The organism is Mesorhizobium sp. AR02 (assembly GCF_024746835.1).
Taxonomy (GTDB): Bacteria; Pseudomonadota; Alphaproteobacteria; order Rhizobiales; family Rhizobiaceae; genus Mesorhizobium.
On record NZ_CP080531.1, the window covers coordinates 3,160,973 to 3,176,981 of the forward strand.

Genomic DNA, 16,009 nt, shown 5'->3' on the forward strand with positions numbered 1-16,009 from the left:
TGCCCTTTCTCCCTACTTCCCTACTCACTATTCCCTACTCACTAAATTGACATGGCTGAAGCTTTCAAATTCGAACTGGTCTCGCCGGAGCGGCTGCTGGTTTCCGAGCAGGTCGAATCCGTCGTCATTCCGGGCGCCGAAGGCGAGATGACCGTGATGGCGCATCACGCGCCGGTCATGACCACGATCAAGCCTGGTGTCGTCACGGTGAAGACCGCCTCCGGTGGCGAGGAACGTTATGTCGTGTTCGGCGGCTTCGCCGACATCGTTCCGGCCGGCTGCACGCTGCTGGCGGAATCGGCTGTGGCGGTGAAGGATGTCGACCGTGCCGATCTCGCGCGCCGCATCCAGGAAGCCAGGGAAGATGCCGCCGACGCCAAGGACGACCAGGCCCGCAGCAAGGCGGAACAGTTCCTTAGCCAGCTCACGACGCTGGAAGGCGCCATCCTGCCAGCCTGAAGTTCACGTCAAATCACCGATCAAAAAGCGGGGCATTGCCTCGCTTTTTTGTTTAGATGCCAAGCGCGGCGAAGGCCAGAACTGGGCCATCCCGTCGCAGGTGGACGAGATGCACGGCCACGAGTTCGATCAGTGTCTGACGCTCGGCATGATCCCTGGCGAAGCCGGCAAGGTCGAACACCGCTGCCACGGTCTCATTCGCTGGTAGCTGCTGGCTCAGAAGCGCCGTCAACGCTGCATCGAGCGGATCGGTGAAATGGCCTTCGGGCAAGGTTTTTCCGCGCGCGGCGCAGGCGGCGATCCAGGCGGCAACCACCAGCGTGAGATGGACCATCTCAGTACCGGCTTCGAGGCATTCGATGGCGGATGCAATGATGCGCTGCGGCAGTTTCTGGCTGCCATCATTGGCGATCTGCGCGGTGCGGTGGGCGAGCGCGGTGTTTGAAAAACGCTCGGCAAGCTCGGCTGTGTAGGTTGATGTATCGAGTCCGGCATCGTCCGGCAATGTCGATATGGCCTCTCCCCATAGCGCATCGACGAATTGCCGGATCGCCGGATCGGCAAAGGAGCGGTCGACGGTGGCGTGGCCGCTGAGCAGGCCGAGATAGGCGATGGCCGAATGCGCGCCGTTGAGCAGCCTGAGCTTCATGTCCTCGAACGGGCCGACATCGCCGACCATGGTGACGCCGAATCTTTCCCAGGCCGGCCGGCCCCCCGGAAAATTGTCTTCGACCACCCATTGGCGGAAGGGCTCGGTCATCACGGGCCAGGCATCCTCGACGCCAAGCTCACCGGCGATCCGCGCCCGGTCGGCATCGGTGGTCGCCGGCACGATGCGGTCGACCATGCTCGACGGAAAGGCGACCTGGTTTGCGATGTGGCCGGCGATGGCGGTATCGCCCGTTGAGCCGCGCTCGGCATCGCGCAACGCGGCGAATTCGGTCAGCAGCCGATGCAGTGTGGCGCCATTGGCCGGCAGGTTGTCACAGCAGAGCACGGTGAAGGGCGGGGTGCCGGCGGCCAGTCTCCGGGCAAGCGCCTCGGCGAGAAAGCCATGCGCGGTCTTCGGCAGCCGCGGATTTGCCAGATCGTGGACGATGTCGGGATGGGTGGCGTCCAGTCCGCCGCCCGCGGCCCTGAGATAGGCCTTCTCCGTGATGGTCAGCGTGACGATCCGGGTGCGCGGATCGGTCAGTGCGGCCAGCACCGCGTTGGGGTCTTCCGGCGCCACAAGCAGCGACTGAATCGAGCCGATGACGCGCAGCTCCTCCTCGCCGCTGCTGCGGACCGCCAGCGTGTAAAGCCCGCCCTGCGGCGCCAGCGCGTCGCGCGTATCGGGGCTGCGCAAGGAGACGCCGATGATGCCCCACTCCATCTCGCCTGCAGCCAGGCAGTCATCGACATAGGCAGCCTGATGCGCGCGATGGAAGGCGCCGACACCGAGATGAACAATGCCTGATGCAACCCTGCCGCGATCATATGCAGGGATTTTGGCCCCGGCAGGCAACTGTTGTAGCGTGGCGTCGGACAGATGGCTTCTGGTCATCGTCATACCGGGGCTGAGGGGCGGTGAATGACAGGCGGCGTAACACCTGTTTGCGCCTGCCGCAAGGATGCCGCTTTGCCAGCACACATTGACTTCGCCTTGGCCCGAACGTACCGGTATCCAGACTGGAGGAGCCGCTTTCCCATGGTCGCGCTGACCGATCCGGACCTGCTGTTTCCGTCCGAAGCGCATTCGCGCTCGCTTGCCCGCGACCTCTACGCCGGCGTCAAGAACCTGCCCATCGTCAGCCCGCATGGCCACACCGATCCGCGCTGGTATGCGCTGAACGAGCCGTTCCCGGATCCGGCGCAACTGCTGATCGTGCCCGACCACTACATTTTCCGCATGCTGTTCAGCCAGGGCGTGCGGCTGGAAGATCTCGGCGTGGCGACCCTTGACGGCGCGCCGATAGAGACCGACGGCAGGACGATCTGGCGGCGCTTTGCCGAGCACTATTACCTGTTTCGCGGCGCACCGACCCGGCTGTGGTTCGACCATGTGCTGGCGCATCTGTTCGGCATCGAAGAGCCGCTGAATGCCACGACAGCCGACCGCCATTACGACACGATCGCGACGGTGCTGCAGTGGGAGAATTTCCGCCCCCGCGCCTTGTTCGAGCGGTTCAACATCGAGGTCATCGCCACGACCGAAGGCGCGCTCGACGATCTCAAATGGCATAAGATGATCCGCGACAGCGGCTGGGAGGGCCGCGTTGTCACCGCCTATCGTCCAGACGCGGTTGTCGATCCCGATTTCGAAGGTTTTTTGGCCAATCTCGACCGGCTCGGCGAGATCACCGGCTGCGACACTGGCAACTGGGCCGGCTATCTCGACGCGCATCGCCAGCGCCGCGCCTTCTTCAAGAGTTTTGGCGCGACTTCGTCCGACCACGGCCATCCGACGGCCGAGACCGCCAATCTCTCTGATGCGGCGGCGCAGGAACTGTTCAACCGCATCCGCCGCGGTTCGGAAGATGAGCGCGAGCGCAAACTGTTCCGCGCCCAGATGCTCACCGAAATGGCCAAGATGAGCCGGGATGACGGGCTGGTGCTGCAGATCCATCCCGGCTCGTGGCGCAACCATTCGCCTGACGTTTTCCGAAAGTTTGGTCGCGACAAGGGCTTCGATATCCCGACGCGGACCGACTATGTGACGGCGCTGAAGCCGCTGCTCGACTGCGTCGGGCTGGAGCGTGACCTGACCGTCATCCTCTTCACGCTCGACGAAACCAGCTATGCGCGCGAACTGGCGCCGCTGGCCGGCGTTTATCCGGCGCTGAAGCTCGGCCCCGCCTGGTGGTTCCACGACAGTCCGGAAGGCATGCGCAGGTTCCGCGAGATGACGACGGAGACGGCCGGCTTCTACAACACTGTCGGCTTCAACGACGACACGCGCGCCTTTCCCTCGATCCCGGCCCGCCACGACGTGGCGCGCCGCGTCGACTGCGCCTTCCTCGCGCGCCTCGTCGCCGAACACCGGCTGCGCGAGGACGAGGCGCATGAGCTGGCAGGGGAATTGGCCTATACGCTGGCGAAGAAAGCCTACCGGCTCTGACGCATGCGTCCGCGATGAGGAGATGACGATGACGAAGATCTTCGCGCATGCCGGCGAGGCCGCGTGGACGCCGACGCCAGACGGCAACCGCCGCCGCGTTCTCCTCTCCACCGATGAGCTGATGCTGGTCGAATTCGGCTTTGACAAGGGCGGCGTCGGTGCCCTGCATTCGCACCCGCATGTCCAGTCAAGCTACGTTGCCGAAGGCCGTTTCGAGGTGACCAACGGGCGGACTGAGATCCTCGAGGCCGGCGGCAGCTTTATCGTGCCGTCCGGTCTGGTGCACGGCGTCAAGGCACTGGAAGCGGGGCGGCTGGTCGACAGTTTTACGCCGCACCGGGCCGATTTTCTTGCCTGAGGGCGAGCCGCGGCCGATTTTGCGACCATTTCCGAAAATGAAAACCCGCGCCCTCAGAGAAGGCGCGGGCGGTTGCCTGGGCGCTTGTCGCGCCGCGGTACTCGAGACATCACCGCAGGATCGAAAGCCTGCCGGATCATAGTGAACATAAACTTAATGCGCGGAGGTCATGGCGCTTGATCAGGTGATCCGGTGAAGCAAGCCGAAAAGCCGCTCGAACGTCTTGCCATAGGGTGGGCGCAGCAGAGCGCCGGCGCTCAAGCGCGACTGCAGGAAAACCGGCTTCTCCTTGCTGAAGGTGCGGAACCCCCATTCGCCGTGATAGGCGCCCATACCGCTGGCACCGACACCGCCGAAGGGTTGGTTCTCCTGCACCAGATGCAGCATGCAGTCGTTGATGGTGACGCCGCCGGCGACGGTCTCGCGCAGGATGCGCTGGCGATTGCCGCCGTCGTTGCCGAACCAGTACAGCGCCAGTGGCCGGTCCGCCCGGTTCACATGGTCGATCGCGTCGTCGACGGTGGCATATTCGACGATCGGCAGCACCGGACCGAAAATCTCTTCGCGCATCAGCCGCAGGTCCGGGCCGGCATTGCTGACCAGGGTTGGCAAAAGCTTCCGGCTCGTGTCGCTGAGGTCTTCGCCGGCCGGGTTGATTTCGACAATTTCGGCGCCGGCGTCGCGGGCTTCCGCGATCATGGCGCGCAGGCGCTGAAAGTGCCGGTCGCTGATGATGGCGGTATAATCGGGATTGTCGCGCAGCGTTGGGTAGAGCCGCGCCACCGCGGCTGCAAGCTTGGCGGCGACCGAACCGGCCTGTCCCTTGGGCACCAGCAGATAGTCCGGTGCGATACAGGTCTGCCCGGCATTGAGCAGCTTGCCGTAGGCGATGCTGGCTGTTGCCGCATCGAGATCGCAGGAGGGGTCGAAGATCGCCGGCGACTTGCCGCCGAGCTCGAGCGTGACCGGGGTCAGATTGGCGGCAGCGGCGAGCGCGACCTGGCGGCCGACCGCCGTCGAGCCGGTGAACAGCAGATGATCGAACGGCATCGACACGAAGGCCTTGCCCATCTCGGCATCGCCGGTGATGACGCCGAGCTCATCCGGGGCGAAGTGCTCGCCGGCGAGTTTTGCGAGCAGTTCCGAGAAAGCCGGCGTCAGTTCGGACGGCTTGACCAGCACGCGGTTGCCGGCGGCGAGTGCTGCCGTGACCGGCGCGACGGCGAGCTGGAACGGGTAATTCCAGGGCGATACGATGCCGACGACACCGAGCGGCTGCGGCAGCAGGCGATTTCGGCCCGGCAGGAACGGCAAGGTGGTGGCGATACGACGCTCCCGCATCCAGCCTTTCAGATGGGACAGCGTGTGGCGGATGCCGGCGCGCACGACAAACAGCTCGGCAAGACGCGTCTCATGCGCCGAGCGGCTGCCAAAGTCGGCGTTGATCGCGGCGCAGATCTCCGCCTCATGCTGTTCAGTCAGCGCCAGCAGGCGCTTCAGGCGGTCTTTCCGCACGCTCAGGTCGGGAAAGGGTTGCTTCTCGAAGGCGGCGCGCTGCAGCTGGAACCGTTCGCCGAGGACGTCCTGTCTCACCTGCAGCATCGTGCCCTCCCTGGCTCGTCTGGCCAAGCTTACATCCTAGCGCGTGAAGGAATCCAGCGGGGGTGCAGGTGTCGCTGGGGAAGGTATGCCTTCGCCAGGCACGGCCAATCAGTCCGCCAAATAAATTCCTGCCGTCAACAGCGGACGACTGTTCCGGTTGTGTTCCGAGAACGGCTGCGCTACTCCAAGACGTCACGCGGAGAGTCTCTTGATCGCTTCCCACATCCTCTCCAATTCCCGAAAATTCGCTTCCGGTTCGGTGTCCGTCTGATGTCGGCGCAGGCAGCGAGCATTCGGGCCGAGGATCCCAAGCGGCGCGTCCTGAAGGACGTGTTCGGCTTCGACGATTTCCGCCCCGGCCAGGCCGATGTCATGGACGCGCTGCTCGGCGGGCGCCATGTGCTGGCCGTCATGCCGACAGGTGCTGGCAAGTCGCTCTGCTACCAGGTTCCGGCGCTGGTTATGGGCGGGCTCACCCTCGTTGTTTCGCCGCTGGTGGCGCTGATGCAGGATCAGGTCGCCGCCTTGCGGCTGGCCGGAGTGGCTGCCGATACGATCAATTCCTCGCTCGACCGCGAGGCCAATGTTGCTGCCTGGCGCCGCGTGGCATCAGGCCAGACGCGCCTGCTCTATCTGGCGCCGGAGCGGCTGATGACCGAGCGCATGCTCGAGGCGCTCTCGAGGCTCGAAATCAGCCTGATCGCCATCGACGAGGCACATTGCATCTCGCAATGGGGACCGGCGTTCCGGCCTGAGTATGAGGACCTGTCGCGGTTGCGGCACATCTTCCCCAACGCGCCGATCATCGCGGTGACGGCGACGGCGGATGAGAGCACGCGCAGCGATATCGAGGCGCGGCTGTTCGCCGAACGGGTCGAAACGCTGGTGCTGGGGTTCGACCGACCCAACATCAAGCTCGCCATCGAATCCAAGCAGGACAGCAAGCGGCAATTGCTGCGTTTCATCGAGCGCCACCCAGGCAAGAGCGGCATCGTCTACTGCCTGTCGCGCAAGAAGACGGAGGAGATGGCGGCCTTCCTCGAGAAGAACGGCGTCACCGCGCTCGCCTATCATGCCGGCATGAGCAAGGAGGCGCGTGAGGCCAATCAAAACGCTTTCATGACGCTCTCCGGTGTCGTCATGGTGGCGACCATCGCCTTCGGCATGGGCATCGACAAGCCTGATGTCGCCTATGTCTTCCATACCGATATGCCGGGCAGCCTGGAGGCCTATTACCAGGAGATCGGCCGCGCTGGCCGTGACGGGCGCAATGCCGAGGCGCACATGCTTTACGGCCTTGGCGACATCCGCATGCGCAGGCTGTTCATCGATGACGAGGATGCAGCGGTGGAGCATAAGAGGCGTGCGCACCGCCGGCTCGATACGCTGATCGGCTACTGCGAAACGGCGCAGTGCCGGCGCCAGGTGCTGCTTGGCTATTTCGGCGAGGAAGCCGAGCCTTGCGGCAATTGCGACAACTGCGTCGACCAGGTGCCGCGTGCGGATGGCGCTGCCGAGGCGCGCATCATCCTGGCGGCGGTGGCGCAGAGCGGCGAGCGCTTCGGTGCCGCCCATGTCATCGACATCCTGCTCGGCCATGAGACCGAGAAGATCCTCGCCCGCGGTCACCAAAAGCTCGCGAGCTTCGGCACCGGCGCGGCGCACAAGAAGGATCTCTGGCTGTCGTTGATCCGGCAGCTCGTCGCGAACGGTTTCCTGGAGCCGGATCCGAGCGGCCATGGCGGCCTCGCCATCGCGGAGAAGGGCCATGCGCTTGGCCGGGGCGAGATCCCGTTCCACTACCGTGTCGAGATGCGCAGCCGCGCCTTGCGCAAGATGCGAGCGGCCGAGGGTTCGGGTGCCGAAGGCGTCGATGCTTCGCTGCTGGCCACACTCAAATCCCTGCGGCTGCGTCTCGCCAAGGAGCGCCAGGTGCCGGCCTATGTGGTGTTCTCCGATCGCACGCTGATCGACATGGCCGAACGCCGCCCGCGCGACCTCGACGCCTTCGCCGAAGTCAACGGTGTGGGCGCTGCCAAGCTCAAGGAGTTTGGCCAGGTCTTTCTGAGCGCAATCGCCGCGCACCGGTCGAACGGCTCGGCCTGAAGGCCGTCCGCGCAATCGTCACATCTGTATCGACATGCCGCCATCGACGGTCAGGACATGCCCGTTGACGAAAGACGCCGCGTCGCTGGCGAGGAAAAGCGCGGCGCCGGCGATCTCTTGGGGCCGCCCCCAGCGCTGCAGCGGAACCCGCTGGCGGGCGAAGGCAACCAAATCAGGGTTTGCCGCCATCGCGGCATTGGTCTCGGTGGCAAACATTCCCGGCGCGATGGCGTTGCTGGTCACGCCGTGGGCGCCATATTCGACGGCGATGCTGCGCATCAGCCCGGTCAGGCCCTGCTTGGCCGCGGGATAGATGGCGTCGCCGGGCCGCGCCATCTCGCCGACGATCGAGGTCACCGCGATCAGCCGGCCATGGCCCTGGGCCTTCATGATCTCCGCCGCATCGCGTGACAGCGAGATCGCCGACAAAAGATCCGTCCTGATCAGATCGAGGATGTCGTCGTCGTTGAACGCGGCGAGCGGCCGCCTGTCGCGGGCGCCGACATTGTTGACAAGGATATCGAGCCGGCCGCGGGTCTTGCTGATTTCGGCGATCATTGCGCGGCCCGCCCCGATGTCGGCCACGTCGAAGACCGCAGCCTGCGCACTGCCGCCATTTCCGGTAATGGCGGCGACAGCGCGGTCGAGTGTCGCGGCGGTGCGTCCGGTCACCACGACATGGGCTCCGGCTTCGGCGAAGGCGCGCGCAATCTCGAAACCGAGGCCGCGTCCGCCGCCGGTGATCAGGGCCACACGCCCCTCCAGGGAAAATCGATCGAAAATGCTCAAAGCAGACGGCCTCTGCACGCATGGGACGGGAACCGATCCCATGCGGCAATCGGCGGCTTATTCTCAAGCCTACCGTTCAATCGAAGCCGGTCAAATGAACTTAATGCGCGGGCGAATGCGTTTTGTCTGGAAGTACTGGTCTATGTGTTGGTCTGCGGCCGCGCGCTGACCGACATGGCCGAGCCACCCGACGTCAATGGCGCTTGTATTGCCAGGCTCAAGGCGTTGGGCGAGGTTTTTCCGGGCGCGATCGCGGCGCATGAATCCGAAGCCCGACGGCGCTATTTTTTGCAGACTGTGCCGTTTTTTTATGCACTACTTGAATCGTCTGCTCGGTTACTTCTGTGATCCTGTTGCCGGCAAGCAACAAGCCAAGATGAAAAGCCCGCGGCGCGAATGCCGCTCTTGCTCTCCGAGATGTCTGGCCTCTCTACTGCAAACGGCGCACGGATTCTCGTTCAAAGCCTTCATAATCATGATGAGACACGCCTTGGGTCGTTGCAGTCGGCGCATCCGGCCGATGTTGTTGTGCCGATAGGGCGCGCGACGGGTCTTTTTTGAGGGCAAGGCATGTCTGGCGTGACATTTCCGGGCGCGGCTCGTCGATCGGGCCGTGCGAGCGTTCTTCTTGCCACAACGGCCATGGCGGCCGTCCTGTTGGCCGTACTGCCAGCGGCAGCCGATAGTCTGCTGGTCGGCAGCGGCGGCGACGGCGGCACCAGCAGCTGGGGCAATGGCGGCGGCGGTGGCATCGGCGGTGGCGGTGGCGGCGTTGGGGACCAATTTTCGGGTGGCACTGGCGGCGGTATCAGCGGCGTCGGAGGCGGTGGCGCAACGGCTGCCGCGGGCGGCGGCGGCGGTGCGTTTGGCGGTGCAGGCGGTACCGGCGGGCACCCTGCCGGCGGCGCGGGCCCTGCTACCGTCAACCCCGGTGGCGCTGCTGGCGTCAACCCGGATGGATCGGGAGCCGACGGTGCTGGCGGCGGCCTTGGCGGTCTCTTGGGTGGCGGCGGTGGTGCAAATAACAGCGGCGGCGGCGGCGGCGGCAAAGTGGTCGATGGTGACGGCAACGACATCTCGGGCAAGACGCCGGATGCCGGCGCGAGTGGCCCCTCTTCGCTTATTCTGACCAACAGCGGAAGCTACGAATTCGTCGGCGTGGGCGGCGGCGGCGGCGGTAGCTGGGACCACGTTGGCGGTGACGGATCCGCGGGTGACCTTACCGTCTTTGGTGTCTCGCTGACCGTGAACCGCTCGATTCTGGTTGGCGGCGGCGGCGGCGGCGCGGGCGCCTTCGGTGTCGGCGGGGTTGGTGGGGCCGGCACGGTTTTGCTGGAGGACGGCGCCAGCCTTTCTGTAGGCGAAACGCTGCTGGTCGGCGGGATGGGCGGCAGCGGCGCTTCATCTTACACTGCGGTAGCCGGGGGCGGAGCGGGCGGCAGCGGTGCCGTTACAGTCGACTCCACCACATCCATCGCCATCGGTAGTGGGGGCGCAATTATCCTGGGTGGCACCGGAGTTCCGGGAGTTCTCGTCGGTTCATATCTTGGACCCAGTGGCGCCGGTGGTGCAGGCACGCTGAACCTCGCGGGTGCGTTGAATTTCCAGAGCGGCGGCAGCTTTACCGTCAATGCCACAGGCACGTTCAATCTCGGCAATGCGGTTGCGAATGGGACTGTCGCCGGGACGATTTCGGGCCTGTCCAGCCTGACCAATAACGGCGCGATCAATTTCAACCAATCGAACGCCGTCACGTTCTCACCCGCCATAAGCGGCGACGGCACGGTCACCCAGAACAGCGGCGGCACCGTTCTTGATGGTGCCAACACCTACACCGGCGCGACGACGGTGAATGGTGGCGTCCTGTCGGTGAACGGGTCGATTGCATCGTCCGTGCTGACGACGGTCAACAGTGGCGGCACGCTGGGGGGTACCGGCACGGTTGGCAACACAACGATCGTGGGCGGCGTTCTGGCGCCGGGTAACTCGATCGGCACCATCACGGTCGCGGGCGATCTGACGTTCGGCGCTGGCTCCACATACAGCGTCGAGGTTTCGCCTGTTACGGCCGACCGCACCAACGTTACCGGCACGGCCGACCTCTCGGGCGGCACGGTGGCGGTGATTTACCTGCCGGGCACTTTCGTGGCCAAGAGCTATACCATCCTCCATGCCGACGGGGGACTAGGCGGCACTGCATTCGCGGGCATCGACGCCCCGACATTGCCGGGCCTTACAAGCAGCCTCGTCTATGACTACACCGCGAACGACGTTTATCTGCGGACGACTGCCGAGCCGACCATTGGCACCGGGCTCAACGAGAACCAGAAGAGCGTCGATACGGCACTCCTCGATTTTTTCGACCGGACCGGCTCGTTGCCCGGCGCGTTTGCCGGGCTTGACGCGAACGGGCTTTCCCAGGTGTCGGGCGAGGTCGCGGCCGGTGCTGCCAATGCCGGCATCGACAGCGCCGACCAGTTCATCAACGCGCTCGATGCCCAGGCAGGTCAGGGCGAGGCGGCACCGGCTGGTGGCGGCACGGCGACGGCTTATGCCGAAGACGGGGCGGGCGGCGACAAGGACCAGTTTGCCCCGCTCGGCATCAAGGCCAGTCACAATGCCGACCTTGTGGGGTCTGTCTTCGCCAGCCGCTGGCAGGCATGGGGCGCCGTCTATGGCGGTTCGCAGAAGATCGGCGGAGATGCCGGCGTCGGCTCGCACGACACGAATTCGGACATTTTTGGCGTCGCCGGCGGCATCGTCCGGAACTGGGGCGACAGCCGTCTCGGCGTCGCGATGGGCGGCGGCTCGTCCAGCTTCTCGCTGTCGGACGGTCTCGGCTCCGGCCATGCCAACACTTTCAATGTCGGCGTGTTCGGCCGGCAGGGTTTTGGCGATGCCTATATCGGCGGCGTGCTGGCCTACGGGTTCAACGACACCAACACCAGCCGGGCGGTGCCGGGCGACACGCTGGAGGCGTCCTTCAACGCGCAGACCTGGTCGGGACGCGTCGAAGGCGGCTACCGGTTCGCGACGCCGGTTGCGGTGCTGACCCCCTATGCCGCCTTCCAGGCCACGGCCTATCACCTGCCGGGTTATGCCGAGACCAGCGCCGGTTCCGGTGTCTTTGCGCTCGGCTACGGATCCCAGACGACCACGGCGACGCGCTTCGAACTGGGCCTCAACCTCGACAAGGACATCCTCTTGCAGGATGGCGCGAAGCTGACGCTGTCGGGCCGCGCCGCCTGGGCGATCAACGGCAGCACCGGCCGCAAGGTGACAGCGACGTTCCAGGATCTGCCGGGCGCGACATTCACCATCGACGGGGCTGAGCCGGACACCAACGCAGCTCTCCTCAATGCCAGCGCGACATACACATCGAGCTCCGGCCTGTTTGCGTCGCTCGGCTTCCAGGGTGAATTCTCGGGCAATGTCCAGAGCTATGCAGGCAAGGCAAAGATCGGGATCAGCTGGTAGCGATCGGGATCAGCTGGTAGCAGAGGGGTTGTCCGCACCCAGGATCGAGCTTGGGGAATGGGCTGGCTGAGCCAAGCCTCACGGGCATGAGCGCACCATTGCTGGCGTCGAACGCCAGGCGATCAGCGGCAACGCCAGCAATAGCCCCGCTGATCGTGCCTTGTTCAGGTCGCGATGCCGAAGCCGCTGCTATGCTTGCACTGCAGCCACAAGCAGCTGCTCGCCCGTTACAGGAAGGCCGCCCCGTTTGAGCCCGTCACCGATGGTATTGCCACGAAGAAGGCTGCCGTGATCGGAAACAGGAAGCCGATCAACGACCCCGGAACGATGCTTCATCCGCGCCTGTATAAGATCATGCCGGCATGATGCAGCATATCGTCGATGAACTCGCCATCGGCCGTGAAGCCGATGTCGTCCCAATAGTCGATGTGGTTGCCCGTGCCGGCATAGCGCCCCTGATACGCCCTCTCGCCCATTCCCCGGGCCTCGACATAGCGGTCGTTCGGCGGGAGTTCGTGGCATATGTGGCCGTTACCGAAGGTGGTCCGAGGACTTGATTATAGGTCCCCTTGCTCGATTGCCGGGCCCCGTGCTTCGTCAGGGCATGTTGGATAGGCTATGTGCCTCTGCCGCCTCCAGAGTACCGGTAAAGTGACAACTCGGTTGCCGAAATGGCGAGGTCACTTGTTGAAATTCGCGATAAACTGCCCGAATTGCTGAGTGGGGGGGCGCGCGAACATCTCCTTTGGTTCACCCACCGAATCCACCTCGCCCTTGTGAAGGAACATCACCTTGCTCGATACGTCGCGGGCAAAACTCATTTCGTGCGTGACCACCAACATGGTGCGCCCCTCCTCCGCAAGCGAGCGCATGACCCGCAGCACCTCGCCAACCAGTTCCGGATCAAGCGCGGATGTCGGCTCGTCAAACAGCATTACCTTGGGATTCATCGCCAGGGCGCGCGCTATGGCGGCGCGCTGTTGCTGGCCGCCTGACATGTGAGGGGGATAGTAGTTGCGACGCTCCCATATCCCGACGCGCTTCAGCAATGCCTCGGCCTGCTCCAGGCATTCGGCGCGCGGGCGCTTCAGCACATGCGTCGGCGCGGCGACAAGGTTCTCGAGCACGGTCATGTGCGACCAAAGATTGAAACTCTGGAAGACCATGGCGAGATTGGCCCGAATCCGTTCGACCTGGCGCATATCGGCCGGCGCTTGATGACCGTCGCGGCTTTGCTTCATCTTGATGAGCTCGCCGTCGACCCGCACTTCGCCGGAGTCCGGGGTCTCCAGGAGGTTGATGCAGCGAAGCATCGTGCTCTTGCCCGAGCCCGAAGAGCCGAGGATAGAAATGACGTCGCCCTTATGGGCTTCGAGCGAAATGCCCTTGAGCACCTCATGATCGCCAAAGCACTTGCGCATGTCTTTGACGCTGATGGCTGACTTGTCGTCCGGGGACGGTGCTGCTTTCGCGGCAGCGGCGACATTTGCCGACATCACAACACCTCCGGGACTGGTTTGATTTGCTGGCTCTGCTCGGGCGGGGGACGCAGATGCGGTGAAAGCAGGTATTCAACCCAGGCAAACAGCCGGGCGATCGACAGGTTGAGCAGCAGATAGATGACACCGGCGCAAGTCAGCACCTCGATCGGCCGGAACGTGTCGTGCTGGATTTTCTGTGCCGTTCCCATCATCTCCATGATCGTCACCACGGAAGCGAGCGCGGTCGCCTTCGTCATCAGGATGATCTCGGTCGAATAGGCCGGCAAGGCCAGGCGGAGCGCTATGGGCAATGTCACAATGCGGAACCGTGTAAACGCGGACATGCCGAAGGCCTTGGCCGCCTCGATCTGCCCGACCGGCACGGCCCGGAGCGCGCCGCGGAAAATCTCGCTCTCATAAGCGGCGGTGTTGAGCGCCATCGCGACGATCGTGCAATACATGGGGTCCCGCAGGATCGGCCAAAGAATCGGGCTGTGGCGAACAAAATCGAACTGGGAAAGGCCGAAATAGATCAGATAGAGCTGCACCAGCAGCGGCGACCCACGGAAGACAAAGACATAGGCCCGGGTGAAATATTCGCCGGATTTGTAGCCCGATGCCCGCAACCAGGTCAGGCCGGTGGCGATAACCAGACCGATGGCAACACCGAAGAACCAGATCTCAAGCGTCAGCGGCAGTGCTTTCAGCACGCTCCACATGGTCGAAAGGTAGAAGTTGTAATCCACCGCCACCTCTTATTTCGGACGCAGAAAGCTGCGTGAGGTGTAACGCTCGGCCTTGTCGAAGATCGGCGTCGAGATCGAGGTCATCACGAGGTAGAGGATGCCGGCGACCGTGTAGAAAAGCAGCGAATGGTGCGTCGAGCGCGCCGCTTTGTTCGCCGTCAGCATCAGTTCGGCGACGCCGGTGACCGAGATCAAAGCCGAATCCTTGATGGTCAATTGCCACACATTGCCCAGTCCCGGCACCGCCAGACGCAGCACCTGGGGCATGATCACGAGGCGAAAACGCAGCCAGGCCGACATGCCATAGGCGCGCGCCGCTTCCAGCTCGCCGCGATGGATTGCCAGGAACGACCCGCGGAAGACCTCGGCCTGGTAGGCGCCGGAAATGATGCCGACCGCGAGCACGCCGCCCAGGAAGCTCGGCATGTTCAAGATGTCGGTCGAACCGATCGATCCGGTGGACCTAGCCACGCCTGTCAGGATCTGCGTGCCGCCATAGTAGAAAAGGTAGATGACCAGAAGCTCTGGCTCACCGCGGAACACGGTCGTGTAGCTCTCGCCGATGAATCTCAGTCCGCCGCGATGCGAAAGCTTGGCCGCCGCCACGAGCGAGCCCAGCATGGCGCCGATCATCATCGAAACGACAGTGACCGCCAGGGTCCAGCCAATGCCCCAGAGCAGCTGCAAGCCCCAGCCGGCCGCCAACAGCTCATAGGCCGTCGACAGCTGATCCTCGAGACTGTTGAGAAAGTCCACCTACGCCTCCCCGGGCGTCGAGATGATGCATCGAAGGGTCGCCCGCCTCAATGCAAAAAAGGGAGCAGCCTTTACTGCTCCCTTTGCGACATTACTTGGTAATGTCGATCTTGAACCACTGCATCGAGTATTTCGACACCGAGCCGTCATCGAGAGCGGCCTTGAGTGCCTTGTTGTAGATATCCTGCAGGTCTTTGTCGGTCTTGCGGAAAGCAGCACCGATGCCCGGTCCAAGGATCGGGCCGCCCTTGAACTGCGGCCCGACGAATTCGAGATCCTTGGCGTCGGGCTTGGCCAGCGTGCCGAGGAAGTAGGTGGTGTCGGCGAAGGCCACGTCGAGGCGCCCGGCCATCAGGTCGAGATCATGCTCGTCGGTGGTCTTGTATTCATGGACGTTGGCGACATCCTTGAGATATTTGTCGGCAAACGTCGCCTCCGTGGTCGAAACCTGCAGTCCGACATTTTTGCCGGTCAGCTCCTTGCGCAGCGTGTCGAGCGCCGCCTTGGACTCGGCGTCGTCCTTGGAAAGATCGATCATCTTGCCGCTGTTGGACAGCTGCGCCAGCGGCCCATTCTTGTCGGCAAGGAAAGCCACGGGCGATGAGGCATAGGGGATCGAGAAGTCGATGGTCTTCAGGCGCTCATCGGTGATCGACATGCCGTCCATGACAATGTCGAACTTGCCCGCGGTGAGGCCGGGAATAACGCCGTCCCAGTCCTGCGCCTGGATCTTGCATTCGAGCTTCGCGCGGGCGCAGACGTCGTTGAGGATGTCCACTTCGAAGCCGACGATCTTGCCGCTGGCATCGGTCTGGTTCCACGGGGCGTAGGAGCCCTCCATGGCAACCGTCACTGTCTTCCAGTCCTTGGCCAAAGCCGGGGTCGAACAGGTCAGCGCCAGCGCGGCAAGCGCAATCCAACGTGATGATGTCACGATACTTTCTCCCATATTTTTGTTCTTAGAACCCTCAGATACCAATTGCTTAGCCTAGCCCCCATTCGCCGACAAGTGCTGTTTTCCGCTCCTGGAGCGGTTCCGCGTAACGATGAATCGCTCTGGTGGCCATCATTAACGCTTCAGTCTGCTTGCTGAAATTCAGAGCGGACGAAGAGATTCGAATCCTCGACCCAACCT

General features: G+C 63.8%; 13 protein-coding genes and 1 pseudogene. 6 read left to right on the plus strand and 8 right to left on the minus strand.

Annotated elements, in window-relative coordinates; all coding sequences use genetic code 11:
* The first annotated feature begins 51 nt into the window (after positions 1-51).
* The gene (locus tag DBIPINDM_RS19365; RefSeq protein WP_183447452.1) at positions 52-459 is read left to right on the plus strand and encodes a F0F1 ATP synthase subunit epsilon; all 408 of its coding nucleotides are present in this window, start codon (positions 52-54) and stop codon (positions 457-459) included.
* A gap of 52 nt (positions 460-511) precedes the next feature.
* Here DBIPINDM_RS19365 and DBIPINDM_RS19370 read toward each other — a convergent pair whose 3' ends face one another.
* The gene (locus DBIPINDM_RS19370; protein WP_416361766.1) at positions 512-2,011 is read right to left on the minus strand and encodes a mannitol dehydrogenase family protein; all 1,500 of its coding nucleotides are present in this window, start codon (positions 2,009-2,011) and stop codon (positions 512-514) included.
* A gap of 138 nt (positions 2,012-2,149) precedes the next feature.
* Here DBIPINDM_RS19370 and uxaC point away from each other — a divergent pair, with 138 nt between their 5' ends.
* Together uxaC and DBIPINDM_RS19380 are read left to right on the plus strand one after the other, a co-directional pair.
* On the plus strand, positions 2,150-3,559 hold the full coding sequence (gene uxaC / locus DBIPINDM_RS19375; RefSeq protein WP_258588737.1) for a glucuronate isomerase: 1,410 nt from the start codon (positions 2,150-2,152) through the stop codon (positions 3,557-3,559).
* Between the two features lie 22 nt (positions 3,560-3,581).
* Positions 3,582-3,917, plus strand: a complete 336-nt coding sequence (locus DBIPINDM_RS19380) for a cupin domain-containing protein (RefSeq protein WP_258588738.1) — start codon at positions 3,582-3,584, stop codon at positions 3,915-3,917.
* A gap of 180 nt (positions 3,918-4,097) precedes the next feature.
* Here the strand turns inward: DBIPINDM_RS19380 and DBIPINDM_RS19385 are convergent, their stop codons facing one another.
* Entirely contained in the window at positions 4,098-5,519 is a 1,422-nt protein-coding gene (locus DBIPINDM_RS19385) for a coniferyl aldehyde dehydrogenase (protein WP_258588739.1), read from the minus strand.
* A gap of 270 nt (positions 5,520-5,789) precedes the next feature.
* On the opposite strand from DBIPINDM_RS19385, the gene recQ reads away from it, so the two are divergent.
* Entirely contained in the window at positions 5,790-7,625 is a 1,836-nt protein-coding gene (gene recQ, locus DBIPINDM_RS19390) for a DNA helicase RecQ (RefSeq protein ID WP_258588740.1), read from the plus strand.
* A gap of 18 nt (positions 7,626-7,643) precedes the next feature.
* On the opposite strand, the gene DBIPINDM_RS19395 is transcribed toward recQ, so the two are convergent.
* Entirely contained in the window at positions 7,644-8,414 is a 771-nt protein-coding gene (locus DBIPINDM_RS19395) for an SDR family oxidoreductase (RefSeq protein ID WP_258588741.1), read from the minus strand.
* Positions 8,415-8,588: 174 nt separating this feature from the next.
* Between DBIPINDM_RS19395 and DBIPINDM_RS19400 the strand changes: the two genes are divergently transcribed.
* A complete protein-coding gene (locus DBIPINDM_RS19400) occupies positions 8,589-8,762 on the plus strand; it encodes a hypothetical protein (protein WP_258588742.1) in 174 nt (57 codons plus the stop codon).
* Positions 8,763-9,071: 309 nt separating this feature from the next.
* On the plus strand, positions 9,072-11,891 hold the full coding sequence (locus tag DBIPINDM_RS19405) for an autotransporter outer membrane beta-barrel domain-containing protein (RefSeq protein ID WP_263013272.1): 2,820 nt from the start codon (positions 9,072-9,074) through the stop codon (positions 11,889-11,891).
* 332 nt (positions 11,892-12,223) lie between these two features.
* On the opposite strand, the pseudogene DBIPINDM_RS19410 reads toward DBIPINDM_RS19405, so the two are convergent.
* From DBIPINDM_RS19410 to DBIPINDM_RS19430, 5 genes and pseudogenes are all read right to left on the minus strand, one after another.
* Positions 12,224-12,424 (minus strand): annotated as a pseudogene (locus DBIPINDM_RS19410) (Atu4866 domain-containing protein); the annotation flags it as partial.
* Positions 12,425-12,571: 147 nt separating this feature from the next.
* Positions 12,572-13,387: an ABC transporter ATP-binding protein gene (locus DBIPINDM_RS19415; protein WP_318036943.1), complete on the minus strand. Its 816-nt coding sequence runs from the start codon at positions 13,385-13,387 to the stop codon at positions 12,572-12,574.
* Positions 13,387-14,118, minus strand: a complete 732-nt coding sequence (locus DBIPINDM_RS19420) for an ABC transporter permease (RefSeq protein WP_258588743.1) — start codon at positions 14,116-14,118, stop codon at positions 13,387-13,389. Before DBIPINDM_RS19420 ends, DBIPINDM_RS19415 begins: the two co-directional genes overlap by 1 nt.
* Positions 14,119-14,127: 9 nt before the next feature.
* Positions 14,128-14,874, minus strand: a complete 747-nt coding sequence (locus DBIPINDM_RS19425; protein ID WP_258588744.1) for an ABC transporter permease — start codon at positions 14,872-14,874, stop codon at positions 14,128-14,130.
* Positions 14,875-14,965: 91 nt separating this feature from the next.
* Positions 14,966-15,808 (minus strand): transporter substrate-binding domain-containing protein, encoded by an 843-nt coding sequence (locus DBIPINDM_RS19430; RefSeq protein ID WP_258588745.1) that lies wholly within the window; start codon positions 15,806-15,808, stop codon positions 14,966-14,968.
* Positions 15,809-16,009: the final 201 nt, after the last annotated feature.

Bases quoted from the DNA above. Each gene is read 5' to 3' on its own strand.
- DBIPINDM_RS19365 (WP_183447452.1), top strand. From the start codon at position 52: ATGGCTGAAGCTTTCAAATTCGAACTGGTCTCGCCGGAGCGGCTGCTG.
- DBIPINDM_RS19370 (WP_416361766.1), bottom strand. From the start codon at position 2,011: ATGACGATGACCAGAAGCCATCTGTCCGACGCCACGCTACAACAGTTG.
- uxaC (WP_258588737.1), top strand. From the start codon at position 2,150: ATGGTCGCGCTGACCGATCCGGACCTGCTGTTTCCGTCCGAAGCGCAT.
- DBIPINDM_RS19380 (WP_258588738.1), top strand. From the start codon at position 3,582: ATGACGATGACGAAGATCTTCGCGCATGCCGGCGAGGCCGCGTGGACG.
- DBIPINDM_RS19385 (WP_258588739.1), bottom strand. From the start codon at position 5,519: ATGCTGCAGGTGAGACAGGACGTCCTCGGCGAACGGTTCCAGCTGCAG.
- recQ (WP_258588740.1), top strand. From the start codon at position 5,790: ATGTCGGCGCAGGCAGCGAGCATTCGGGCCGAGGATCCCAAGCGGCGC.
- DBIPINDM_RS19400 (WP_258588742.1), top strand. From the start codon at position 8,589: ATGGCCGAGCCACCCGACGTCAATGGCGCTTGTATTGCCAGGCTCAAG.
- DBIPINDM_RS19415 (WP_318036943.1), bottom strand. From the start codon at position 13,387: ATGTCGGCAAATGTCGCCGCTGCCGCGAAAGCAGCACCGTCCCCGGAC.